This is a genomic window from Bradyrhizobium sp. CW1, assembly GCF_023100665.1.
GTDB classification, from domain to species: domain Bacteria; phylum Pseudomonadota; class Alphaproteobacteria; order Rhizobiales; family Xanthobacteraceae; genus Bradyrhizobium; species Bradyrhizobium canariense_D.
Genome location: NZ_CP064684.1, coordinates 2,410,893 through 2,435,590, shown reverse-complemented (window position 1 = coordinate 2,435,590; position 24,698 = coordinate 2,410,893). Strand labels below are relative to the sequence as shown.

Here is a 24,698-nt window from a genome sequence, read left to right as displayed (position 1 = left end):
GCGGGGCCGGCAAACTTGTTCACCGCCCGGATAGACAGTTTGATGCGTCCCCTCGATCCCGTGACGTCAAGGCAGCGCGTGGCTTACGGCCTTGCGTTCTTCGTGGTGTTCGTAGCCCTCTGGTCCTGGGCGACCTTCGGCGGCCATGTGTCGAAGGTGTTCCTCGCCAACCCGCTGACCATGGTGCAGGAAGGCGTCGATCTGATCATCAAACAGGGCTTCCTGTTCGACATCGGCATGACGATCTGGCGCGTCGTCGGCGGCTTCGTGCTGGCCGCAATCATCGCGGTGCCGTTCGGCGTGCTGATGGGCGCGTACAAGCCGGTCGAGGCCTTCCTCGAACCGTTCGTTTCCTTTGCGCGCTATTTGCCGGCCTCCGCCTTCATTCCCCTCCTGATCCTGTGGGCAGGCATCGGCGAGCTGCAGAAGCTGCTCGTCATCTTCATCGGCTCGGTGTTCCAGATCATCCTGATGATCGCGGTGACCGTCGGCACCACGCGGCGCGACCTGGTCGAGGCGGCCTATACGCTGGGAGCCAGCGACCGCGGCATCATCCGCCGCGTGCTGTTGCCCTCTTCCGCGCCGGAGATCGCCGAGATCCTGCGGCTGGTGCTGGGCTGGGCCTGGACCTATGTCATCGTCGCCGAACTGATCGGCTCCTCCTCCGGCATCGGCCACATGATCACCGACAGCCAGGCGCTGCTCAACACCGGCCAGATCATCTTCGGCATCATCGTGATCGGGCTGATCGGCCTCGTCTCGGACTTCCTGTTCAAGGCGTTCAACGCGTGGCTGTTTCCCTGGAGGCTCGCATGACGATCCTCAAGATCGAACAGGTCTCGCGAACTTTTCCCGCGCGCCACGGCAACGCGCCAACGAGGGCGCTGGAGCCGACCGACCTTGTGATCGGCAACAACGACTTCGTCACCATCCTCGGCCCTTCCGGCTGCGGCAAGTCCACGCTGCTTCGCATCGTCGCCGGCCTCGATCGCCCGACCGGCGGACGTGTGGTGCTCGACGGACGCGAGGTGACTGGCCCGGGCGCCGACCGCGGCATGGTGTTCCAGTCCTACACGCTGTTTCCCTGGCTGACGGTGCGCGAGAACATCGCCTTCGGCCTTCGCGAGCGCGGCGTGCCCGAGGTGGAGCGAAACAAGGTCGCCGATGCCTTCATCCGCCAGGTCGGTTTGTCCGGCTTTGAGAACCATTGGCCAAAGCAGCTCTCCGGCGGCATGCAGCAGCGCACCGCGATCGCGCGCGCGCTCGCCAATGATCCCAAGATCCTGCTGCTCGACGAGCCCTTCGGCGCGCTCGACAACCAGACGAGAGCCCTGATGCAGGAAATGCTGCTCGGGATCTGGGAGCGCGACCAGAAGACCGTGCTGTTCGTGACCCACGACATCGAGGAAGCGATCTTCCTCGGCAGCCGCGTCATCGTCATGAGCGCGCGTCCCGGCCGCATCAAGGCCGAGATCAATGTGGACCTGCCGCATCCGCGCTCCTACAAGATCAAGACCACGCCCGAATTTGTGCAGTTGAAGGAACGGCTGGTCGAGGAGATCCGCACCGAGGCGTTGAAGGTTGCCGAGCATGCCTAACACCTTTTCACGCGCAAACGGCGAGCGCGTTCTCGCCGATCTCAATGCGCTCCGTGCCATTGGCGCGTACAAGACCGGCGTGCACAAGCCGACCTTCTCCGAGCCGCACAAGCTTTCGCTGGATTGGCTGGTGCAGAAGCTGCCCGACGCAGGCCTCTCCGCCGCGATCGACGGCATCGGCAATGTCTTTGGCACCAGCGCAAAGTCGGGACCCAAGCTGCTCGCGGGATCGCACCTCGAAAGCCAGAACTACGCCGGCTGGCTCGACGGCCCGCTCGGGGTCGTCTACGCGCTCGAAGCGGCCCGCGTGCTCAATGCCGATCCCTCGCTCGAAGGCGCGGTCGAGGTTGCCGCCTGGTGCGACGAGGAAGGACACTTTGGACACTTTCTCGGTTCGCGCTCCTATGTCGGCCAATTGACCGAGACCGACATCGATGCCGCACGCGACCGCACCAGCGGCCGCACCATGCGGGCCGCACTTGCCGACATGGGGCTCGCAGGACGACCACGCATCGCCGCCGAGCCGGGCCGGCACGTCGGATATCTGGAAGCCCATATCGAGCAGGGCGACACGCTCGAAAGCGGTCGCCTTGCGATCGGCGTCGTCACCTCCATCGTCGGCATCTGGCAATACCAGATCAATTTCGTCGGTGAACAGAATCACGCCGGCACGACCCGCATGGCTGCACGGAAGGATGCCGGGCTGGCGCTGGCAAAGTTCTGCGTCGCGATCGACAAGCGTTTCCCCGAGAGCTGCGGCCTGCGCACGGTCTGGACCACCGGCCGCATCACGCTCGATCCGGGCGCACCGAGCATCATTCCGGGTGCGGCCGAAATGCTGTTCCAGATCCGCGACGACGATCCTTCCGTCGTCGCACGGCTGGAAGAACTGCTGCGGAGCATGGCGGACGAGGTCAGCGCGAACGGCCCCTGCACCGTCACCGTGGACAAACTGCGCACCGGTGCGCCGGCCATGATGAACGCGGGCATCCAGGACGCGATCGAAGCCGCGAGCAAGGCCCTGGCCGGCGGACGGTCCATCCGCATGCCCAGCGGCGCCGGCCACGACGCGCAGATGCTGGCGACAATCATGCCCGCGGGCATGCTGTTCGTACCGTCGATCGGCGGCATCAGTCATCACTGGACCGAGAACACCGCCGACGTCGACATCGTCACCGGCGCCCAGGTGTTTGTCGACGCTTGCCAGCGGATACTCGGCGGCTAGAACGATTACAGACACAGCTTCGCATCCTCGCGGCGTGTTTCGCCCGAGCTTTGCTTCGTCGCTTCACCCTCTTGTCCAAGAGGGCGCAGGGAAGGCCGGGTGCCGGCTGGCACCCGCGGTCCGCTGCGCGAAAAGCACACGCAGAAAAACCGCACAGCAGCATACAGGTGTAGCCAATCACTCGGCCTTCCCTGCGCGATGGTTGGACGGCTTATGCCGTGCTCTCCCGGGAGCCGAGTTCTCTTTGGCCTCCCTCGCCCCAACGAAAGTCACCGGCACCGCGCCGGTTGACGCAGATGCCGCATTCGCCAGAGCTTGACCGTAGCAACGACGGCCAGGACCACACGGTTTTGCCGTACGCACGGCCCGCCATTTCGCCGCAGTATTCCCAGCCCTGTCGACCGAGCCGGAAACTTACAGACGAGACGAAGCCTAGCAGCGCCGCTCGTCGGCACGAAGCCTTGGGCTCACGGAGAGCAATCCGCCCTGCCCTTAGCCTCTCGCACCCGAACGCTGCCGCGTCCACCGCAAGCCCGGCTCGCGAACATGACGACCACAAGATCGCCCCTCAAGGATGAGCCGGGATGGCCAACACATACGCCGTTTCCGAATTTCGGTAAAGCGGAATATTTTCATCAGTGCGGCTTGACACCGGTGCGGGTCGGGCTGTCAAGGTGTTTCGCCCGACGGCGCAGCCCACCGGCGCGCCGAGATGCCGGTGACGAGCCAAAAGGCCTGGTGTCCGCTTGCGGCCGCCCGGGGGCCGCCTGCGACAATCCGAGTCCGCCGCGGACATAAAGACGCGACAATTGCGGGGCTTGTCGATTGCCCCTGCCCTGATTCCCCCTTCCCGGAGTTCCCATGTCTTCTGCCGACAGGCCAGCGACACGCCTTGCGACCAGACTTGCCTTCCTCGTCGCGGGTTTCGGCATGGCGTGTTGGGCACCACTGGTGCCGTTCGCGAAGGCGCGGCTCGCCGTCGACGACGGCATCCTCGGACTGCTCCTGCTCAGCCTCGGCATCGGCTCGGTCGTCGCGATGCTTCTGACCGGCGTGCTGAGTGCGCGCTATGGCAGCAAGCCGATCATCATGGCGGGCGGGATCGGTCTTGCCCTGGTCCTGCCTCTGCTGACAATCGCGAACTCGCCCGCGATGCTGGCGCTGGCACTCCTCGCATTCGGCGCCGCGCTCGGCTCCATCGATGTCGCCATGAACATCCACGCGGTTGAGGTGGAGCGCGCCGCGGGACGTCCGCTGATGTCCGGCTTCCACGCGCTGTTCAGTATCGGCGGCTTCGCCGGGGCCGCGCTCATGACCGCACTGCTCTCGCTGCAACTCGGCGCGCTCGCTTGCACGCTGATCTGCTCCGTCCTGATGCTGATCGCGATGCTTGGGGCCTGGCCGCGGCTGCTTCGCTCCGTGCAGGTGCAGGAAGGACCGCTGTTCGTGCTGCCGCATGGCGCCGTGCTCCTGCTCGCGCTGCTTTGCGCCATCACCTTCCTCGTCGAAGGCGCGATGCTCGATTGGGGCGCGTTGCTCGTCATCGGCGCGGGTCTCGTTTCCGAAGCGCAAGGCGGGATCGGCTACATCGTGTTCTCGGTCGCGATGACGATTGGGCGGCTCGGCGGCGACGCCGTCGTCGCGCGCATCGGAGACCGCACGACATTGTTCTGGGGCAGCCTGATTGCGATCGCGGGTTTCGTGGTCCTGCTCACCGCTCCCGTCGTGGCGGTCGCCATAGGCGGCTTCCTACTCATCGGCCTCGGCGCATCCAACCTCGTGCCGGTGCTGTTCCGCCGAGCGGCGAGGCAGAAGGTGATGCCAACGGGCCTCGCCGTCGCGGCGATCACGACCGCCGGCTACGCCGGCGTTCTCGTGGGCCCCGCCGGTGTCGGCTTCATCGCACGTCTTGGCGGATTGCCGGTGGCGTTCTGGCTCGTGACCGCGCTGATGGGCCTCGTCACGCTGACGGCGCGCATTGTCACGCGCGCCGATGCCTGAGCGGCTTCACAAATTGATCAGCCCGATCGATTTGATCAGGGGCGCGAGGCTTGCGGATGTGGCCTCGACGATGCGCTGGAATTTGTCCGGGCTTGAATCGTTGTCCGGCTCCATGCCCTGGGCGCGATAGCTCGCCAGAAGCGCCCTATCGGCCATGGCGAGCCGCGTCGCCTGCGCGATCCGGTCGATGATCGCATCGTCGGTGTCCTTGGGTGCGAACAGACCGAACCATCCCTCATACCGGATGCCGGGCATGCCGGATTCGACGGCGGTCGGGATCTCCGGCGCGCCGCTCAGCCGCGTTTCGGTGGTGACCGCAAGCAGCCTGACTCTTCCCGCTTGGGCCAGCTGCTGCAATTGAACGGACATGACGGCAATGACGAGCGATATCTGGCCGCTGACGAGGTCGTTGGTCGCCTGCGCGATGCCGCGATAGGGCACGTGGACGATGTCCAGCGCGCCGGCCTGCTGCTTGAAGGATTCGCCGACCAGATGGTTTCCGGTGGCGATCCCCGGCGTGCCATAGGACAGCTTTCCTGGATTGGCTTTCGCATAGGTGATCAACTCGCGCAGGTTTGCGGCAGGCACCGAAGGATTGACGGCGAAAACCAGCGCGCTGTTGATCAGCCGGTAGATGGCGCGGAAATCGCCAACGGAATATCCGGGATTTGCCGCCGTCATGGGAATGATGACCTGCGTGCTGCCGTTGCCGAGCAGCAGCGAATAGCCGTCGGGCTCCTCGCGCGCGACCGCCGCGGTCCCGATGGCGCCGCCCGCGCCGCCGATATATTCGACGAAGGTCGGCCCGAGCAGCGACGGCATCCTGTCCACCCAGGGGCGCGCGATCTGGTCACCCGATCCGCCGGCTCCGTAGGGAATCACCAGGCGAATGGGACGAGACGGATAGTCGGCGGCTTGTCCGCTGCGGGGAAGCGCGGCGAGCGCCGCTGCGCCCGACAACGCGTGCACCAATTGTCGCCGCGTGAAAGAGGCCATGCTGGAAATTCCGGAAGTCGGCAGTCAATGTGGTGGCGGGACCGGCTCCCGGACCATGCCATCGCAGCAATCCGGCATCACAGTCAATGCTCCATCCGGCCGTGCCCCGGCGTCATCGCATTGTCATGTCGGCCTAACTCTTTATTTCACAAGCATTATTTCGGCGAGCCATCCGTCCGCGCAGGGCTGTCAGCCCTGCCCACTGCTTTCGACCGGTTTACTGTACGCCTCGTTCTGTTAGATCAGAAAGTAATACCTTTTGACTCCCTTCGAGGGGGCGATGGCGCGTGCCAGATCGTAGCGAAGATTCGGCCATTTCCTTTGGGCCATTTCGACTGTTTCCGAAGTCCCGGCTCCTGGAGAAGGAGGGCTCGCCGCTTCATGTCGGCGGCCGCGCGCTCGACATTCTCATCTTCCTTGCCGGACGCCCCGGAGAAGTGGTCGACAAGAGAGAGCTGGTCAAGCGCATCTGGGCCGGCGTCAATGTCGACGAGGGTAGCCTGCGCTTCCATGTCGCAGCGCTACGCAAGGCGCTCGGCGACACCGGCAAGTCGGCGCGTTACGTCGTCAACGTGCCCGGCCGCGGCTATTGCTTTGTCGCCTCGTTCGCTCAAGCAGCTCCTCCGGCCGCCCCGCTCCCGGCCGAAAGCGCCCCTCCCCGCTCCTTGCCCGCTCAGCTCACCAGGATGGTCGGCCGGGAAGGTGTCATCGAGAAGATCTCGAACGGACTTTCGCTCTATCGCTTCATGACCGTCGTCGGCCCGGGCGGCATCGGCAAGACCTCGGTCGCCGTCACCGTCGGGCATCGCCGCTCCCAGGATTTCGGCGGGCGAGTCTTCTTTGTCGATTTCGGTCCGCTGAGGGATGCCAGTCACATCGCGACCACCATTGCTTCGGCGCTCGGACTGACCATCAGCGCGGAGGATCCGACGCCGGCCCTGCTGACGTTTCTGAAGACCGACCCGGCCCTGCTGATCTTCGACGGTTGCGAACATGTGCTGGATCATTTGGCGCCGCTGGTCGAGCGCATCGTTCGCGAAGCACCGCAGCTTCGTGTTCTCGCAACCAGCCGCGAGTCGTTCCGGAGCGAAGGCGAGCGAATTTTCCGGCTGTTCCCGCTGGACTGTCCGCCCGAGCGCGAAGGGCTTGCTGTCGACGAGGTCCTTGCCTACCCTGCGGCTCAGCTCTTTGTGGAGCGCATTGCGCAGAGCTCGGGCCCGTTCCAGCTCAGCGCGGAAGAGGCCCCCCTCGTCGCGAGCATCTGCCGGCGCCTCGACGGCATCGCGCTGGCAATCGAGCTCGCGGCGGGCCGCGTCAATGCTTACGGCATCGCCGGCACGGCATCCCTGCTCGACAGCCGCTTTTCGCTGCAATGGCGCGGCCGACGCACCGCCGTGCCGCGGCACCAGACACTCGCTGCGGCGCTCGACTGGAGCTACGACCTTCTGCCTGCCGCGGAGAGCGCAACGCTGCGACGCCTGTCGGTCTTCGCCGGGCCTTTCGCGCCGGAGGCGGCTGCGGCGGTCGCGTCGGGTGACGGCCTCAACGCCTCCGAGACCCTCGAAGCAATCGACAGCCTGGTGACCAAGTCTCTGATTTCGCCGTCCGGCTCGCGGACGCTGCGCTATCGGCTGCTCGACACCACGCGCACCTATGCATACGGAAAACTCAACGAGCTCGGCGAAGCCGGGCAGTTCGCGCGGCGTCATGCCGAGCATTTTCGCGATTTATTCCAGCGCGCGGAGGCCGATATTTCGACGCCGCTGCCCGAATGGCTGAGCATGTATGGCGCGGAGCTGGACAATGTGCGCGCGGCGTTGGACTGGGCCTTCGGGCCCGACGGCGAGCCGAAACTCGGGATCGCGCTGACGTCGGCCGCAGTCACGCTGTGGGTGCGTCTTTCGCTGTTCGCGGAATGCCGTGAGCGCAGCAGAACGGCGCTCGCGGCGCTCGGAGACACCGCCGACGACGACCGCATCCGCATGCAGCTGCTGTCGGCGCTCGGATGGTCGCTGATGTATGGCGAGGGCCGCGCGCGCGAGGCGCGGCCGATCCTCGAGACGACCCTCGAGCTGGCTGACAGGCTCGACGACAAGGATTTCCGGCTGCGCGCGCTCTGGGGCTTGTGCATCGACCAGTTCAATAACGGACAGTTCGGCAAGGCCCGTGCGCTCGCCGATCGCTTTGCGAACGCAGCCGCGAACTCGCCCGACAGGACCGATGTCATGCTGGGCGACCGGCTGATGGCCGTCGCGCTGCATTATCTCGGGGATCAGAACGAGGCTCGGCTGCGCATCGACCGGGTCAATGCATCGTTGCATGTGTTGGCGGAGAAGCCGAAAATCTTCCCGCTCGATCTGAGAATATCGACGCAATATTTTCGAGCTCGCATCCTGTGGCTTCAGGGTCTGGCCGATCAGGCTCAGGCCCTCACCGCCAGAAACATCGAGGAAGGCCGCGCCAACGGCCACGCGCTGACATTCTGCAGCGTGCTCGGACAAGCCGCCTGCCCGATCGCCTTCTGGTCCGGCGATTTCGACGCCGCCGAGCGTCACGGCATCGAGCTGCTCGAACACACCGAGCGCCACGCCATCCGGCTGTGGGGCCTGTGGGCACGGGCCTTCAACGCCGCAGTCATGGTCAGGCGCGGCGACGTCACGACCGGCCTGCCGCTGCTGCGCGAGGAGCTCAATCGCGCCGGCGATGCGCGCTTCCTGCCGCGCTTTCTGCCCTTGCTCGGCGAGCTCGCCGCGTGTTCCGGAGAGGCCGACCAGGTCGATCGCGGGCTCGACGTGATCGAGGATGTCCTGACCCGCTGCAACGACCGGCAGGAGCTCTGGTATCTGCCGGAGCTGATCCGCATCAAGGGAGAGTTGATGCTCAGGAACGCCCGGCATTCAGAGGATGCCGAGGCGCGCTTTCGCGAGGCCATGGACATTGCCGTCCAGCAAGGCGCGCTTTTCTGGGAGCTGCGAAGCGCGGTCAGCCTGGCGCGGTACATGATCGGGGCCGGCCAGAGCGCGGAGGCCTTGGCAATTCTGCAACGCGCATGCGGGCCGTTCACCGAGGGCGCCGGCATTGCCGAGATCCGCAGCGCCCACGATCTGATCGAGCAGCTCCGGGCTTGACGAGTCGGCTGACCGGCGCCGATTCATCCGGCCCGCGGAATGAATCCGGGCACGCCGGTCTCGACGACCGTGTTGAACCTGATGTTTGTCGTAATCTGGTCCCTCATCTCTCGCATGGCGTCTTCGGGCAAGGCCGAAATATCGAAGTTTTCCTGGATGCGCCGGGAATTGGTCGAAGTCGTCAGGAAAGCGGTGCCGCGCTGGACCGCCCACGCCAGCGCAATTTGAGCCGGCGTCCTGTGCAAGCGCTCCGCGATGGCAGTGATCACCGGATCGGCTAGCACGTTCGGCTTCATGGCGTGTCCCAGCGCTGCAAACGCCTGCAAGACAATCCCGTGCTCTCGACAGAAGTCGAGCAGGTCCCATTCGGGAAGATACGGATGCGATTCGACTTGCACCATGGCGGGCCTGATCCGCGCGATCGAAACGATCTCGCGCAGCTTGTCCAGGGTGATGTCCGACAGACCGATCGACTTGCAGTGCCCCTCGTCGACGAGGCGCTCCAGCGCCCCCCATGTCTCCGCCAGCGTAACCCCTGAATCATAGATGACCCGACCGTGCTCATCCCTCGGGTCCTGCTCGTCGCCGGGTTGAAAGGCAAAGGGCGTATGGATGATGTAGCAATCGATCTCGTCGAGTTGCAGCCGCCGGCGACTGCCGTCGAAGGCAGGCCTGACCCGTTCCGGCCGATGATTGGTGTTCCATAGCTTCGTCGTAACGAACAGGTCCTTGCGCTGAAGCGTCCCCGCCTTGAATGCCTCCCGCAGCGCATCGCCGACCGCCTCTTCGTTGCGATAGCGCTCCGCGCAATCAAGATGTCGAAATCCGGCCTCCAATGCAGCCTTGGTGGCCCGCCTGGTCACGAGCGGATCCGGAATGAGCGTGCCAAATCCCACCGCGGGAATCGTCCCGGATTGATGAGTTAGAATTCTCGTATAACGAAGCGAATCCGACGTTGTCATGCTGATGCTCCTTTGTTTGCCCTCAGCTCCCTCAAAAGTAAGGGACGAGGTATTCGAAATTGACGATGCGATGTCATTCCACGACTCCAGGCGTTAACCGGTAGGCCGCGGCTTACGGAGAAAAAACACGAGCGGAATCATGACGAGCATGGCGAACATCAGGATCTCGAACTGGTCGATGACCGCGACGGTCGCCGCCTGACGCGTGACCATGCCGTTGAGGGCCGCAAGACCCGGCTTGCCGACCGAGCCCCCGACGTAAGCGGCGACACGATAGGGCGTGAGGTTCTTTGCGAGTGCGACATGCACAGCCTGCGTGTTGGCGTAGAAGAAGAGCTGGACGACCGCGATGCCAATGGTGCTGCCATAGAGGCGCGACAGGTTGATCAGCGCGCTGCCTTCCGGGCGGAGCTTCGGATCGAGCGTGCCGAACGCGGCCCTGGCGAGCGCGGGCAGCAACATGCCGAGACCCGCTCCCTGGAGCAGGCCGGCCTCGACGACCGGCCGCCAATCCATCGCCGGTGAATAGCCAAGCATCAGCCAGTTGGCATAGACCACCAGCGTCATTCCACCCACGAGGAACGGCCGGTAGTCGATCTGCGCCGGGACCAGGCTCGTCAGCACCAGCGCCCCCACCAGCGCGACGCCGCGAGGAACGGTCATGTATCCGGTGGTGTCGACGGGGTAGTTGAGCAATTCCTCCAGCATCGGGGACGTCAAGGCCAGGGTCGGCAGCAGCACGAAGCCAAGCGCGAAGGAGATGACCGTCGAGAGCACGAGATTGCGGTCCCTGAACAGCGCCGTGCGGAGAAAGTGCTCCTTTGTCGTCATGACGTGCACGATGAAGAGATAGAAGCCGAGCACGGAGGCGCCCGCCTCGATCCAGATTTCCGTCGAGGCGAACCATTCGAGGCGCTCCCCGCGGTCGAGCAACATCTGCAACCCGATCATGCCGACGGAGAACGTCGTCAGACCGAAGAAGTCGAAGGACCGGCTCCGCTCCGCCCGCTTCTCGCGGAGCAGCTGAGCCATCGTCAGGAAAATGAAGCCCGTCATCGGCAGGCTGAAATAGAAGATCGAGGGCCAGCCGTAATATTCGCTGAGCCAGCCGCCAATGGCCGGGCCACTGCTGATGCCGAGTAGGGAGCAGACGGTCCACGCCAGGCTCATGCGCGCATGTCGCACCGGCGATGTCGCCTCGAGCAGGATCGCCAGCGAGAGCGGTGCCAGCGGTCCGCTCGCCGCGCCCTGGAGGATTCGCGCCAGCACGAACTGAATCGACGTCGTCGCCAGCGCGTCGAGCGCGAGACCCAACACGAAGATCGTGACGGCGGCCTGATAGACCACCTTCCGACCGTAGCGTCCCGCCAGCCATTGCGTGATCGACATGGTCACGGCGCTCGCCGCGATATACGAGGAAAACACCCAACCGACCTCGTCATTGGCCATCGAGAGCGTCGCCTGAATATGGGGTAGCGCCGCGTTCGGTATCGAGATGTTGACGGCCTGCATGTAGGTCGCCATGAGGGCGGCCGCGGCGATCGCGTGATGACCGCCGGGCGCCGTGGACGATGGGAGGGGCGTACTCATTTGCCCTCCATCGCAAGCGCCGGTTGGAGCAGATGCGCCCAGCTGCGGCGATGGCCTGTATCGACCCGCGCCGTCACGCTGATGCCTGAGAACAGCGGCCGGTTTGGATCGAGATCGTCGAGTTCCAAGCGCACCGGCAATCGCTGGACGACCTTGACCCAGTTTCCCGTCGCATTCTCGGGCGGCAGGAGCGAGAAGTCCGAGCCGGTCCCCGGACTCATGCTGACGATGTGTGCCTTGAACTTGCGATCGGGATAGGCATCGACGTCGATCGTCGCCTCCTGGCCAGGGCGCATATGAGTGAGACCGGTCTCGCGAAAATTCGCCTCGACCCAGACGTGCCGGCTCGACAGCAACGAGAACGTCGGTGCCCCGGCATTGACGAAGCCACCAATCTGGAGATCGTCGACCTTGGTCACGATGCCGTCGTCCGGCGCCGTCACGGTGGCGTAGGAGAGATCCAGCCGCGCACGGTCGAATTGTGCCTTGGCTGCGCGGACTGCCGGATGGCGATCGACATCACCCTCAAGCTCGCCGTTGAGTGCGACGATCGTGGTGGCGATCTGCTGCTCGACCGACGCCACGCGCTGGCGAGCGACCTTGAGATCCGTCTCGGCCCGTTCATAGACCGCGCGTGGCGTGAAGTCGGAGGCAACCAGCATCCTCTTGCGGTCGAATTCGTGCTCGTCGAACGTAGCCGTCTCTTTGGCCGACTGCAGCTCCGCCTGCTGCTGACGGTGGGTCGCCTTGAGGGATTCGATCTGGAGCCGCGCACTGCCGAGGCGCGCCTCGGCCTGGTCGACGGCAATTTGATAAGGCTCCGGGTCGATGCGAAACAGCACCTGCCCCCGCCGGACGCGCTCGTTGTCACGCACGGCTATCTCGACCGCCTGGCCGGAAACGCGCGCGTTGATGGTCACCTTGGCGGCACGCACAAAGGCGTCGTCGGTCGAGACATATTGCTCCTGCGCCAGATAGATGAATGCGCCGACCACGGCCGCCGCCATCGGCAGCGCAAGCATCAGCGGCCGTCGCAGCGGCTTGCCGAGCCCTGCCCCAAACCATTGGGCGGCTGCGTCGCTCGGGCGGAAGCTGTTGCGAACGCCGAGCCCGCCGGCGATTGGCGCGGAATCGAAACGCATCGGAAGATCCTCGGGTTCAATCTATTTAATAACGTTCGTTACAAATATTGTACCCCGACGCGGCGATCAAGTCCGCGACCTTGATTTTTATAACGATCCATACAAATATGCGTGTGGAACATGCCAACCGGGGTTCTGACGATATGGCACGGAAAAAGAGCGAAACGAGCCCGGCGCGCCGGGGACGCCCACCGGCCTACGACGCAGAGACGGCCTTGAAGCGGGCAACGGAAACGTTCTGGAGGACCGGTTATTCCGGTACCTCCCTGGACAAGGTCGCTGCCGCGACCGGGATGAGTCCGCCGAGCCTCTACGCGGTGTTCGGCAACAAGCATGCGCTCTATCTCGAGGCCCTCGCGCGGTATTGGGAGATCAGCCTTGCCGCGACGCGTGAGGCTCTCGCCGGGGACCATCCCTTGGACGAAGCGCTGATCCTGGCCTATGACGCGGCGCTGTCGATCTACTTTTCCGGCAAGGGAGCCGCACGCGGCTGCTTCGTGGTGGGGACGGCGGTGACCGAAGTCGCAGAAGATGCCGCGATCCGGAGCAGCGTTGCGGCGGGACTGCGCATGATAGATGCCGATTTCGAAGCCCGCTTCCGGCTCGCGCAGGACAAGGGCGAACTGAAGCGCGACGCCGATCCGGCGGCGCTTGCCATTCTCGCTTCAGCCACGATGCACACCATCGCCATTCGCGCCCGTGCCGGCGCCCGCCGCTCCGAGCTGAGGGAGATGGCCCGAAAAGCGGTCGATGTGATCTGCGGATGCCGGCGATGATCTCGCGGATTTCAGCCATGGCTCTCCCCGGCAATAGCGACGACCAGCTTTAGCCTGCCGCGGCAGCCCCGCGCCGCGGCAACTTCCAGTCGGGGCGGATGAAGTGGCAGGTGTACCCGTCCGGATAGCGTTCGAGATAATCCTGATGCTCCGGCTCGGCTTCCCAGAACTCGCCCGCGGGCGCGACCTCGGTCACGACCTTGCCAGGCCAGAGACCGGACGCCTCAACGTCTGCAATCGTGTCCTTGGCGATCCGCTTCTGCTCGTCGCTGGTATAGAAGATTGCCGAGCGATAGCTCGTGCCCAAATCATTGCCCTGGCGGTTGAGCGTGGTCGGATCGTGGATCTGGAAGAAGAACTCCAGCATGGTCCGAAAGCTGGTCTTGGCGGGATCGAAGGTGATCTCGATCGCTTCGGCATGACCTTCATGGTTGCGGTAGGTGGCATTCTTCACCGCGCCGCCGGTATAGCCGACGCGGGTGGAGACCACGCCCGGTTGCTTGCGGATCAGATCCTGCATGCCCCAGAAGCAGCCTCCGGCCAAAATTGCGCGTTCCGTTGTCATATCTCCACTCCCAATTGATCGGTCTGTCCGTTCTGAACCCGTCGCATCCTATGCTTTCGGCGGCCCAGTCGAAAGCCAGGCATTTGCCCATCCGGTTCCTCTCGTGGAGGCCAAAGCTTCGACGACCTCAGCTTCCCCAAGCAGAACCAGATGGACATAAATTGAGCGCGCCTTACGTCAGCTTCGCGTCGAGCGTGATTGCGGCGTTGAGCACCTTCGACACCGGACAGTTCTTCTCGGCCTCGCCCGCGATCTTGGCGAAACCAGCGTCGTCGAGGTTCGGCACCTTGGCACGTAGCGTCAGCGCCGATTTGCTGATCTTGAAGCCTTTGCCTTCCGGCTCGAGGCTGACCGCAGCTTCAGTCGTGAGCTCGTCCGGCGTGAAGCCGGCGAGTTGCAGGCCGAAGGCCAGCGCCATAGTGAAGCAGCCGGCATGGGCCGCAGCGATCAATTCCTCGGGATTGGTGCCCTTCTCGTTCTCAAAGCGGGTCTTGAACGAATAAGGCGTCGCGGCGAGCACGCCGGATTCGCTCGATAACTGACCAGTGCCATCGCGACCGGTGCCTTTCCAGACTGCTGTTGCCTTGCGGATCATCTCAATTCTCCTGGTTGATTTTTTTAGCACCGGCACTCGGTACGGTACGAAAGCGACATTGGCACGACTGCCTGTCGCCGTTCCAACCGGCCGAGCGCCGCAGCAGTTCCGCCAAATCCCGTTCCGATAAAATCGGAACGGAACTTGATTCTTGCCTTTGACGCGTTTTCTTCACGCGAACCGGTATCCACTTCGCTTGAAAACGCTTTAGCTACCGATCTGTCCGACATGGAAGCCGAGCCGGTTCTCGACATCACCGGCGCGGTGGAAGCCGCGCGACATCAGCGCCTTGATGCGGCTCTGGCTTGCCGGGCGGCTGAGCGAGGCCAGGAACGCGTCCCATTCCGGCTTGATCTCGATATCCGGTGGCAGGCTCCAACGTCGACGAGGCGCTTGGTCTCGGCAATCGCCTCCTTGTCGAAGGACGCGATGCGCATGGCCAGCGCCTCGACGAAGCCATCGAGCTCGGCATCCGGCAACGAGCGGTTCACATAGCCGTAACGTTCGGCGAGATCGCCGTGGATATCGTCGGCGCCAAGCAGAACCTCGAGCGCGCGGCCGCGGCCCATCAGGCGCGGCAACCGCGCCATCGGGCCGCCGCCGGGCACCAGGCCCGCACCGACCTCCCATTGCGACAGGACCGCCTTTTCGCGGCTGGCAAAGCGCATATCACTTGCCAGCGCCAGTTCGCTGCCGACGCCGGTCGCACGGCCCCTAATCGAGGCAATCGAAACCACCGGCGCGCGGCTGAGACGCACCAGCATGTCGGGCAGTGCCTGCAGGCCCGTCGGCCCCGGCGGGATACGAAGCGAATCCTCCAGCGGCGCGAGGAAGTCGTAATGCGTGATGAAGAAGCCTTCGACGGCGCTGTCGAACACCACGACCTTCACCTCAGGATCGGTCTCGATCGCCTTGACGACGTCATCAAGAAGCGGAAGCTGCTTGGGGCCGAAGATATTGACTGGGGGCATGTCGAAGGTGACACGCCAATACGACGGCAGCCGACGTTCCAGGCGGATTTGGTCGGTCGTGAAGGTGCGTTCGGGGCGGTTCATGATTGGATTCCTGGTCTGTGGGGAAAGAAGGGAACGCGCGGAAGTGCGCGTCCCCGCAGGTCTCAGATCGACTGACGCAGCGGTCGGAAGGCGGTGCGCATTTCCGCGCAGAACAACGCGGGCTGCTCCCAGGCGGCGAAATGGCCGCCCTTGTCGAGACGGTTGTAGTGCATCAGCCTCGGATAGGCCTTCTCGGTCCAGCTGCGCGGCGCAGCGTAGATCTCGTCCGGGAAGACGCTGACGGCGACCGGGATCTTGATGTGCTTGGGCTCGAAGAACACCAGCTTGTTCTCCCAGTACAGCCGCGCCGACGACACCGCGGTGTTGGTGAGCCAGTAGAGCGCGATGTTGTCGACCACGTCGTCGCGCGACAGCCCTTCCGTCTTGCCGTCGAACACCCGGGCGATCATTGCGGCGCTGCGCGCATCATGGTCGAGCATCCAGGACGCGAGGCCCGCCGGCGAATCCACCAGGCCATAGAGTGTCTGCGGCCGGTTGGACATCTCGATCGCGTAGCCGAGACCGTGCTTGTAGAAGTCATCGAGCTGATCGTAAGCGTAGCGCTCGTCGGCCGAGAGGTTCGACGGCCGCGATCCGCCGGGCTGAAGCGCCTTGGCGATGTCGTCAGGAACGGTCGCGGGCATGTTGGTGTGGATGCCGAGCAGTTCCGGCGGCGCGATCACTGCCATCTGCTCCGTCACGGCATTGCCCCAATCGCCGCCTTGCGCGACATAGCGGTTGTAGCCGAGCCGCTTCATCAGCACGATCCAGGCACGCGCGACGCGCTGGGGATCCCAGCCCAGCTCCGCCGGCTTGCCGGAGAAACCGTGGCCTGGGAGCGAAGGGATCACGAGATCAAAAGCGTCCGCCGCCGTCGCGCCGTGTGCGGCGGGATCGGTGAGCGGGCCGACGATCTTCATCTGCTCGATGATCGAACCGGGCCAGCCATGCGTGACGATCATCGGCAAGGCATTCTCGTGCCTGGAGCGGACGTGAATGAAATGGATGTCGACGCCGTCGATCTCGGTGACGAATTGCGGCAAGGCATTCAGCCGCGCCTCCATCTTGCGCCAGTCGTAGTCGTTCTGCCAGTAGCTCACGAGCTGCTGCACCGTCGTCAGTTGCACGCCCTGCGATTGATCGGCAACGATCTCACGATCAGGCCAGCGCGTCGCGGCGAGACGGCGACGGAGATCGAGCAGATCCTGCTCGGGCACGCTGACGTGGAACGGGCGGACCGCCCCGCTCACGCCGGCCTTCGCAGAATGCAGCGGCAGCAGGCTCGACACGCTTGCCGCGACCGCGGTCATCGCGGCTTGACTCAACAGTTGACGGCGGTCTGGATTGAGAATGTCGGTACGTGCTTGCGTGGTCATGTTCGATCTCCCTGGCTTTGGTCGGTGACGCTGACCGAATTTGACATAAACGCCTCGGTTCGCCATGCCGAGAGATTGGCGCAGGCCCTGGCAATTTGCTCGTTATGGGTTGTTAGAGCGCGTTAGCCGTTGCGAGCCGCGCGACACCGAGGAGAGCGATCGTCGACTCGCGACGCGCGCCGCCAAAACAACACGGCGCGCGATGAGCTCAGTCATCGCGCGCCGTGTCGGCTTGCATCAGTCGAAGAATCCGTGCTGCCCAGCTCAGGATGGCAGCGGCTGGCCCGCCTGTTCGCGGACGATGTAATCGGCGTACCAATCGGCCCAGTTCTCGTCGTGCCCGCCGGTCCGCTTTTCGTGCTCGCCATGGGCCGCCGCCGCGCGGCGCAGTGCTGCGGCCAGCGCAGCCTGCGAAGCGAATGTCGTGCCGTCGCCCGCGATCCGTCCCGGCAATCGCGTCGTGACCTCCTGGAACAACCAGCCATTGCCGTCGGGATCGCTGAACGACGCATATGAGCCGTAGCTGCCGCGCTTCGGGTCAGCACCGCTCACCCGAACGCTGCCGGAGAGATAAGGCTCGTCGGTCCCCGCGTGAACATCGCCGGCACCGTGGAATGGAGCGCTGACCTCGACGCCGCGGTCCAGCAGATCCTTTCGCGCCGCCTCCAGATCGGAGACGATCAGGTAGAGGCCTCGCACCGAGCCCGGCGCTGCCGCCGTCACGTTCCTGCCAAAAATCACCGAGCAGGCCGAACCTGGCGGCGTGAACTGGATCACGCGCCAATCATCGCCAGAGGCAAAATCGGCGTCCAGTCGCCAACCGAGACGCGCGTAGAAGGCCTTGGCGCGATCAACATCGGACACGGGGATCACGATCACCTCGAGCCTCTGATCAACGCTACGCGATACCGAAGGCTCGTTGGCAGACTTGTTGGAAGGCTTGTTGGAAGGCTTGGCCGCGGCGTCGCGGTCGATTTCGGTAGTGGCCATGTCGAACTCCCTGGGTTGGATTTAAGACGAGCTTCAAGCAGCTGCGATCGGCATCACGATGGTTACGCGTGTGCCGTCCTCTCCCGCCTCGCCCTGCAGCCGGGCGTGAATGCTGCGTGCGAGTCCTTCGAGAATCCGGCTGCCGGTGCCCTGAAGCGGCCCGTCGCGCCGATCCCGTTGTCTATTACCGTGCAGAACCAGGCGCCGTCGCGATTGGCCGTCTCGATGCGGATCAGTGCGTCATTCCTGTTCGGGAAGGCATGCTTGGCCGCATTCGTTACCAGCTCCGTCAGCATCAGCGCGAGCCGATGGCATTGCGACGCCGGCAGCGTGCCGCTTTCAATTGCAGCCTCGCAGCGGATGCCCGCCGGCTCCAGCACGGCCTCGGAAATCGCTCCGCACAGATTTTCGAAGAAGGCCGCCACCGGGATCGCCGTATGGTCGTCATTGTCGGACAAGAGTTGATAGAGCCTGCCGAAGGCGACAATGCGCCGCTCGAGCCGGTCCGCTGCAAGCGACACATCCCTGGTACCCGTTCTGGTGAAATCGCGGCGGACTGACGCACCGAGTATCGTCAGCGTATTCTTCATCCGATGGTGGGATTCCCGCAGCACGAGCTCCCAGTCACGCGACTGATCGTCTAAACTGGCCACAAATTGAGATCGAACGACGTCGTCATTCGGCCGAGCATTGATACCGGACATCGTAGCCTCCCCGTTGGAATTAGCGTCAAACTCGGAACAGATACTGGATGCAGTTCGCGCGCATTGCTCGTTAGACGTTGCAAGATTCTGTTATGATGGGGTACGACGACGGGCACTCCGAACGTGAGCTGGTCGGTCAAGCACACTGCCGGGTTGTCCCGATCGCTTCGAAAGAGGCTCGCGTTGAGTACAATTTGCGACGGATCGTCGCGCGCGACCGGCCAATTGCCGGCACCCTCCACGCGATTTCGCCACTTTCGGCCAGTTTACTCAGGGTTCCCTTCTGCTAGATCAAAGTGCAGAGTTCAGCTCTCACTGGAATGATTGGCCCGTGCCGGACACTAACGACCAGGATTCGGCCATTGCTTTCGGGCCATTCCGGCTGTTCGCAAAGACGCGGCTGCTCGAGAAGGACGGCGCCCCGGTTCACCTCGGTGGCCGTGCGCTCGACATTCTCGTTTTTCTCGCCGAGCGCGCGGGCGAGGTCGTGGACAAGCGTGAGTTGATGCGGCGGGTCTGGGCCGACGTGAATGTGGACGAAGGCAGCCTGCGCTTTCACATCACGACGCTGCGCAAGGCCTTGGGCGATCCGGGCGAAGGCTCCCGCTACGTCGTCAACGTCCCCGGACGGGGTTATTGCTTCACGGCCGCGCTGCTCCGGGCCGCCCCATCGGAGAACCGGACCAGCCTGCCCGTTGCTGCGCCGCGCTCGCTGCCCTCGCCGCTCGCGAAGATGATCGGGCGAGACGATGCGGTCGAGAAGATTTCCGCCGAGCTTGCCTTGCATCGCTTCGTCACGATCGTGGGCCCCGGCGGGATCGGCAAGACCTCGGTCGCACTGGCGGTCGCGCATCGCGAGTTCCAGGCCTTCGACGGCCAAGTGTGTTTTGTCGATTTCGGCGCACTGAGGGAGACCCGGCTCGTTACGGGAACGATTGCGGCCGCGCTGGGCCTGACAGTCAATTCCGACGACCCGATGCCGGGGTTGCTGGCATTCCTGCGCAGCCGGCGGATGTTGCTGGTGTTCGACAGTTGCGAGCACATCCTCGACGATCTCGCCCCCCTGGCCGAGCGCATCGTCCGGGAAGCGGGCGAGCTGCATATTCTCGCCACCAGCCGCGAATCTTTCCGCGCCGAAGGTGAGCGTGTCCATCGGCTGTTTCCATTGGATTGCCCGCCACAGCGCGACGGGCTCGGCATCGCCGACATCCTTGCCTATCCTGCAACTCAGCTCTTCGTGGAACGCATCGCAGAGAGTCTGAGCGAATTCGAGCTCAGCGAAGAGGATGCGCCGCTCGTCGCCGATATCTGCCGTCGGCTGGACGGCATCGCGCTCGCCATCGAGCTCGCGGCCGGGCGCGTGAATGCCTATGGCATCGCTGGGACGGCCTCTCTGCTCGACAGCCGTTTCTCGCTGCTGTGGCGCGGGCGGCGCACCGCTGTGCCGCGGCACCACACCCTGAGTGCGGCACTCGCCTGGAGCTATGATTTGCTGCCGGCAACCGAAAGCGCAACGCTGCGCGGATTGTCGGCATTCGTCGGGCCATTCACCCTGGAAGCCGCGCTTGCGGTCGCATCCTGTCAGGGCATTGGCGAAGCAGAAGCCGCCGAGGCGATCTCCAATCTGCTTTCCAAATCGCTGATCGCGACCTCGCCTGCGGAGCGGCGGCTGCGCTATCGCCTGCTCGACACCACACGTGCCTTCGTCGCGGAGAAGCTCGTCGAGAACGGCGAAGCGGACCGCGTCGCACGTGCCCATGCCGAATATTTCCGCGACTTCCTGCGCGACATCGCCGTCAAATCCACGGGCATGCAGAGCGCCGGCGGCTTCCTTCCTTATGCCGACCACCTGCCCAACGTCAGGGCCGCGCTGACCTGGAGCTTTTCGGACGGCGGGGACCGAACGATCGGCGTGGATCTGGCGGCGTCAGCGGCGCAATTCTTCCTTGAGCTGACATTGCTGACGGAATGCTACCGCTGGACCCAGCAGGCGCTGGCGTCCCTCGACGCGAGCGCGGTGGATGGCCGCAATGAAATGATCTTGCAGGCCGCGCTCGGCGTCTCCGCGATGTTCACGCAGGGCAATACCGAAGCGGTCCGCTCGGCATTCACGCGCAGTCTCCAGCTTGCCCAGGAGCTCCAGGATTTGCACTGGCAGCTCTGGCTGCTCCGCGGATTGCACATCTATCTCACCAGGGTCGGAGATTTTCACGGAGCACTCGGAACCGGGGAACAGGGCGAGAGCGTCGCGCGGAAGCTGAACGATCCCGCCAGCACGCTGAACGTCGAATGGATGCTGGGCGTCGCCCATCATTTGATCGGCAACCAGGACAAGGCGGTGCAGCTCTGCGAGAGCGCGATGTTGCATAATCCCGGCTCGCAGCGGCTGAATATCGGCCATCTCGGCTATGACGACCGCATCGTCGCACTGGTGGCGCTGGCACGCGGGCTTTGGCTCACCGGCCGGCCCGATCGTGCGATCGAGGCGTCGAGATACACCGTTCGCGAAGCCGAACTGCTCGAACAGCCGCTCACTCTCGGTATTTCCTTGATCTGGACCATCTACGTGTTCCTCTGGGTCGGCGACTTGGCCAATGCGGAAATCCTGATCGAGCGGCTGATCGATCATTCCGCGCGCCACTTCCTCGGGCCCTATCACGCGGTCGGCATCGGCCAGAAGGGTGAGCTGCTGCTTCGCCGCGGCGACGTCGCCGCCGGCATCGAGCACCTCCGCCGCAGCCAGGCCACGCTGTACGCGACGCGACACCGGATCATGACCACGGTGTTTGCGACCGCGCTCGCGGAGGGACTTGTGGCGCAGAACCAGGCCGACGAAGCCTTGCAGACCATCAACGATGCCATCGCAGAGATCCCCGATCATGGCGAATCCTTCGACATGCCGGAGATGCTCAGGGTCAAGGGCGACATCCTCGCCCGGTCGGGCAATGCCGCGGAAGCCGAAAGCTGCTTCCTGGACTCGCTCGATCTGTCACGCCGCCAAAGCGCGCTCGGCTGGGAGCTGCGGGGGGCAATTAGTCTCGGCCGGGTTTGGCGCGGGGCCGGAAAAGCCGCCGACGCACGCGCCCTGCTCGCCCCCCTCGTCGCGCGGTACCAGGAGGGCCTCCAGACCCGTGATCTCGTCGCCGCCAGGGAGCTCCTTGCGGCGCTGAATTGAGAGTATCTTCAATGAGATACCGCAAGGCTATCCGCTCGCAACTCCTAACAAATTCTAACACGCCAAGCCGCATCCGCCCCGCCATGGTGGTGGCACTTCATGGTGGATATGGCGGGACATGGCGCTTCTTGACGATGTAATTGATGCCAGCGGCGGAATGGCCCGCTGGAATAGCTTGAGCCGGTTCACGCTTCACCTCTCCGTCGCGGGAACGCTGTTCTCCAGCACCGGACATGCCAGCGAATTCAAGGACGTGACGGCGGAGGGCTCGACCCGCACGCAATCGGTCCGCTTCACCGGCATCACCGGAGGCGAACACTCCGGCTCGTTTCAGCCGGACGCGATCACGATCGAAAGCCTCGAAGGTGAGATTCTGCGGACCTGGCGCAATCCGAGTCTTGCGTTCACCGAGGCCGGTTCGCCCGCGCTCGCGGGCGAGCTGCATCTCGTCTTCTTCTGCGGCGTCGCGATCTGGAATTATCTGACCAATCCATTCCTGCTCGCCCATCCCGATGTCTTGGTGGAGGAGCTGCCGCCGTGGCAGGAGAATAACGAGTCATGGCGGCGGCTGCGGGCGCAATTCCCACCGAGCCTGATCACGCTCGCGCCCGAACAGATCTTCTATTTCGACGAGAACGCATTGCAACGGCGGACCGATCACGATCTGTTCGGAATGAAAGTCGCGCATTACTCCTGGGCCCATGACAGCTTCGGCGGCATCGTGGTGCCGACGCTCCGACGCGCGCAGACGCTGCGGCCCGACGGAACCGTGGTCGCCAAGCCCGTGCTGATGGATGTCGAGATCTTTGACGCCGTCTTCGAGTAGCGGCCCGCGCGATATCTCCAACTCTCAACGTCTAACAATACATAACGAGCCAACAGTCGGCCTTGAGCGCAGATTGGGTTCGCGAGCAACGAACGACGTGACGTGCTCGAACGAGACCCAGCTCCGCGCATCTCCACCGCAATGGAGCGCGTCATCGCAGCAAACGCACTCAAGGAGAACGGTCATGAAAATATTGATGGTCATCACCTCGCACGACCAGCTCGGCAACACCGGGCGCAAGACGGGCTTCTGGCTCGAGGAGCTCGCCGCCCCCTATTTCATCTTCAGGGATTCCGGGGCCGAGATCACCCTCGCCTCGCCGAAAGGCGGCCGTCCGCCGCTTGACCCCAAGAGCAACGAGCGCGAATTCCGCACCGACCTGACGCTACGCTTCGAGGCCGACGTCGCCGCCGAAGCCCAACTCGACAAGACGGTTCGCCTCGACAGCGTCAAGCAGGAAGATTTCGACACCGTCTTCTATCCCGGCGGTCACGGCCCGATGTGGGACCTCGCCGAGGACAAGGACTCGGTCAAGCTCATCGAATCCTTCCTTGCCGCCGGCAAGACAGTCGCCGTGGTCTGCCATTCGACTGGTGCGCTGCGCCACGTCAAGACGCCCGACGGCAAGCCCCTGGTTCAGGGCAAGGAGGTGACCGGTTTCACCAATGGTGAAGAGGAGGACGTCGGCCTCACCAAGGTGGTGCCTTTCCTGGTCGAAGACGAAATGCTGAAGCTTGGCGCCGTCTTCTCGAAGACGGCAAACTGGGGCGTTCACGTCGTCACCGACGGCCTCTTGATCACGGGCCAGAACCCGCACTCCTCGGGTCCGGCCGCGCAGGCCCTGCTCGCCGCCCTGAAGGGCGAGCCGCTGGCGCGCGCGTCGTAAAGCCCAGATGCGGCACATCGCGAGAGGCGCCCGCGATGGTGCCTCTCGACGCCGCCGTCACAAGCGGATGTCCCCTACTTGCGACACATCTTCACTTCACATGCCGGATTCGGAGCGATGACATGAACATCCCAGCCACTCTTGCCCTCTCGGCCGCTTTGGCCTGCGCGACCGTGCAGGCCTCGGCACAGGATCTGCGATCGAGCCGGCGCTCGATCAGCTATCACAAGACCGATATCCGGGGTCTCGAGATTTTCTACCGCGAGGCTGGGCCCACCGACGCTCCGACGGTGCTGCTGCTCCACGGATTTCCCTCGTCGTCGCGGATGTGGGAGCCGCTGATGCCGCTGCTCGCCGACAAATATCATCTCATCGCGCCGGACTATCCCGGCTTCGGCAACAGCAGCGCGCCGCCGCCATGCGACTTCACCTATACGTTCGACAACATCGCCGCCGTGATCGGCGAGCTCACAACGAAGCTCGGCCTCACCGACTACGTCCTGTTCATGCAGGACTACGGAGGCCCTGTCGGCTTCCGCATGGCGCTGGCGCATCCCGAACGCGTCCGCGGTGTCATCGTCCAGAACGCGGTTTCGCACGAGCAGGGGCTGAGCCCGCTCTGGAATGCGCGCAGGAAGTACTGGGCCGACCCGGCGCACGAGGTCGAGGCGCTCAAGGCCAACTTTACGTCCCTGGAGGCGACGAGTCAGCGGCATCTCGGCTCCAGTCCGCGTCCCGAGCGCTATGACCCCGACACCTGGATCGACGAATACGCGTTCCTGACGCGTCCCGGCCAGGCCGAGATTCAGACCACGCTGTTCCTGGATTACCGGACCAACGTCGCCTCCTATCCGAAATGGCAGGCTTGGTTGCGCCAGACGCGGCCACCGACGCTGGTGGTCTGGGGCGAATACGATCCGTCATTCGCCGTCGCAGGCGCGACGGCCTATCGCGACGACGTGCCGGATGCCGAGGTTCACATTCTCGAAGCCGGCCACTTCGCGCTGGATGAAGCCACCGACGAGATCGCTTTGCTTGTCCGCGACTTCCTGGGGCAGCTGGCTGGACACAAGGGTTGAGCGCTGATGGACGCGCTCAGCAGCGAGAA

The 24,698-nt window shown here is 64.2% G+C and carries 18 protein-coding genes and 2 pseudogenes; 10 read left to right on the top strand and 10 right to left on the bottom strand.

The features are described from left to right. The first annotated feature begins 42 nt into the window (after positions 1–42). The 4 genes from IVB54_RS11730 to IVB54_RS11715 all read left to right on the top strand — a co-directional run bounded on the left by IVB54_RS11730 (position 43) and on the right by IVB54_RS11715 (position 4,824). Positions 43–816 (top strand): ABC transporter permease, encoded by a 774-nt coding sequence (locus IVB54_RS11730; protein WP_007601313.1) that lies wholly within the window; start codon positions 43–45, stop codon positions 814–816. Further along, positions 813–1,598, top strand: a complete 786-nt coding sequence (locus IVB54_RS11725) for an ABC transporter ATP-binding protein (protein ID WP_018460330.1) — start codon at positions 813–815, stop codon at positions 1,596–1,598. Before IVB54_RS11730 ends, IVB54_RS11725 begins: the two co-directional genes overlap by 4 nt. Continuing rightward, the gene (locus IVB54_RS11720; protein WP_018460331.1) at positions 1,591–2,823 is read left to right on the top strand and encodes a Zn-dependent hydrolase; all 1,233 of its coding nucleotides are present in this window, start codon (positions 1,591–1,593) and stop codon (positions 2,821–2,823) included. The genes IVB54_RS11725 and IVB54_RS11720 overlap by 8 nt, the downstream gene beginning before the upstream one ends. An 861-nt stretch (positions 2,824–3,684) precedes the next feature. Continuing rightward, on the top strand, positions 3,685–4,824 hold the full coding sequence (locus IVB54_RS11715; protein WP_247777223.1) for an MFS transporter: 1,140 nt from the start codon (positions 3,685–3,687) through the stop codon (positions 4,822–4,824). Positions 4,825–4,830: 6 nt separating this feature from the next. On the opposite strand, the gene IVB54_RS11710 is transcribed toward IVB54_RS11715, so the two are convergent. Then, positions 4,831–5,820 (bottom strand): tripartite tricarboxylate transporter substrate binding protein, encoded by a 990-nt coding sequence (locus IVB54_RS11710; protein WP_018460333.1) that lies wholly within the window; start codon positions 5,818–5,820, stop codon positions 4,831–4,833. A 287-nt stretch (positions 5,821–6,107) separates the two neighbouring features. Here IVB54_RS11710 and IVB54_RS11705 point away from each other — a divergent pair, with 287 nt between their 5' ends. Further along, positions 6,108–8,948 (top strand): winged helix-turn-helix domain-containing protein, encoded by a 2,841-nt coding sequence (locus IVB54_RS11705; RefSeq protein WP_247295119.1) that lies wholly within the window; start codon positions 6,108–6,110, stop codon positions 8,946–8,948. Between the two features lie 23 nt (positions 8,949–8,971). Here IVB54_RS11705 and IVB54_RS11700 read toward each other — a convergent pair whose 3' ends face one another. The 3 genes from IVB54_RS11700 to IVB54_RS11690 all read right to left on the bottom strand — a co-directional run bounded on the left by IVB54_RS11700 (position 8,972) and on the right by IVB54_RS11690 (position 12,642). Further along, positions 8,972–9,910: an aldo/keto reductase gene (locus IVB54_RS11700; RefSeq protein ID WP_026234005.1), complete on the bottom strand. Its 939-nt coding sequence runs from the start codon at positions 9,908–9,910 to the stop codon at positions 8,972–8,974. Positions 9,911–10,003: 93 nt separating this feature from the next. Then, the gene (locus IVB54_RS11695; RefSeq protein ID WP_085361028.1) at positions 10,004–11,500 is read right to left on the bottom strand and encodes an MDR family MFS transporter; all 1,497 of its coding nucleotides are present in this window, start codon (positions 11,498–11,500) and stop codon (positions 10,004–10,006) included. Then, positions 11,497–12,642, bottom strand: coding sequence for an HlyD family secretion protein (locus IVB54_RS11690; protein ID WP_247777222.1), 1,146 nt, complete (start codon positions 12,640–12,642; stop codon positions 11,497–11,499). Before IVB54_RS11690 ends, IVB54_RS11695 begins: the two co-directional genes overlap by 4 nt. Positions 12,643–12,689: 47 nt before the next feature. Here IVB54_RS11690 and IVB54_RS11685 point away from each other — a divergent pair, with 47 nt between their 5' ends. After that, positions 12,690–13,418, top strand: coding sequence for a TetR/AcrR family transcriptional regulator (locus IVB54_RS11685; RefSeq protein WP_245288575.1), 729 nt, complete (start codon positions 12,690–12,692; stop codon positions 13,416–13,418). A 49-nt stretch (positions 13,419–13,467) separates the two neighbouring features. Here the strand turns inward: IVB54_RS11685 and msrA are convergent, their stop codons facing one another. The 6 genes and pseudogenes from msrA to IVB54_RS11655 all read right to left on the bottom strand — a co-directional run bounded on the left by msrA (position 13,468) and on the right by IVB54_RS11655 (position 18,703). Further along, positions 13,468–13,983, bottom strand: coding sequence for a peptide-methionine (S)-S-oxide reductase MsrA (msrA, locus tag IVB54_RS11680; RefSeq protein ID WP_026234007.1), 516 nt, complete (start codon positions 13,981–13,983; stop codon positions 13,468–13,470). 172 nt (positions 13,984–14,155) lie between these two features. Further along, complete coding sequence (locus tag IVB54_RS11675; protein ID WP_018460340.1) at positions 14,156–14,578, bottom strand: OsmC family protein; 423 nt, start codon at positions 14,576–14,578, stop codon at positions 14,156–14,158. 207 nt (positions 14,579–14,785) lie between these two features. Next, positions 14,786–15,633: pseudogene (locus tag IVB54_RS11670) on the bottom strand (enoyl-CoA hydratase/isomerase family protein). Positions 15,634–15,695: 62 nt separating this feature from the next. Further along, complete coding sequence (locus tag IVB54_RS11665; RefSeq protein ID WP_018460342.1) at positions 15,696–17,009, bottom strand: epoxide hydrolase family protein; 1,314 nt, start codon at positions 17,007–17,009, stop codon at positions 15,696–15,698. A 264-nt stretch (positions 17,010–17,273) separates the two neighbouring features. Continuing rightward, positions 17,274–17,999, bottom strand: coding sequence for a VOC family protein (locus tag IVB54_RS11660; protein WP_018460343.1), 726 nt, complete (start codon positions 17,997–17,999; stop codon positions 17,274–17,276). A gap of 33 nt (positions 18,000–18,032) precedes the next feature. Further along, a pseudogene (locus tag IVB54_RS11655) lies at positions 18,033–18,703 on the bottom strand (sensor histidine kinase). Positions 18,704–19,034: 331 nt separating this feature from the next. Between IVB54_RS11655 and IVB54_RS11650 the strand changes: the two are divergent. The 4 genes from IVB54_RS11650 to IVB54_RS11635 all read left to right on the top strand — a co-directional run bounded on the left by IVB54_RS11650 (position 19,035) and on the right by IVB54_RS11635 (position 24,669). Continuing rightward, positions 19,035–21,878: a winged helix-turn-helix domain-containing protein gene (locus tag IVB54_RS11650; protein ID WP_018460345.1), complete on the top strand. Its 2,844-nt coding sequence runs from the start codon at positions 19,035–19,037 to the stop codon at positions 21,876–21,878. A gap of 118 nt (positions 21,879–21,996) precedes the next feature. Next, on the top strand, positions 21,997–22,704 hold the full coding sequence (locus IVB54_RS11645) for a hypothetical protein (RefSeq protein ID WP_085348991.1): 708 nt from the start codon (positions 21,997–21,999) through the stop codon (positions 22,702–22,704). A 184-nt stretch (positions 22,705–22,888) separates the two neighbouring features. After that, complete coding sequence (locus IVB54_RS11640) at positions 22,889–23,590, top strand: type 1 glutamine amidotransferase domain-containing protein (protein ID WP_085384006.1); 702 nt, start codon at positions 22,889–22,891, stop codon at positions 23,588–23,590. 122 nt (positions 23,591–23,712) lie between these two features. After that, positions 23,713–24,669 carry an alpha/beta fold hydrolase gene (locus tag IVB54_RS11635; protein ID WP_026234009.1) on the top strand — a complete coding sequence of 319 codons (957 nt, stop codon included), beginning with the start codon at positions 23,713–23,715 and terminating at the stop codon, positions 24,667–24,669. The last annotated feature ends 29 nt before the right edge of the window (positions 24,670–24,698 follow it).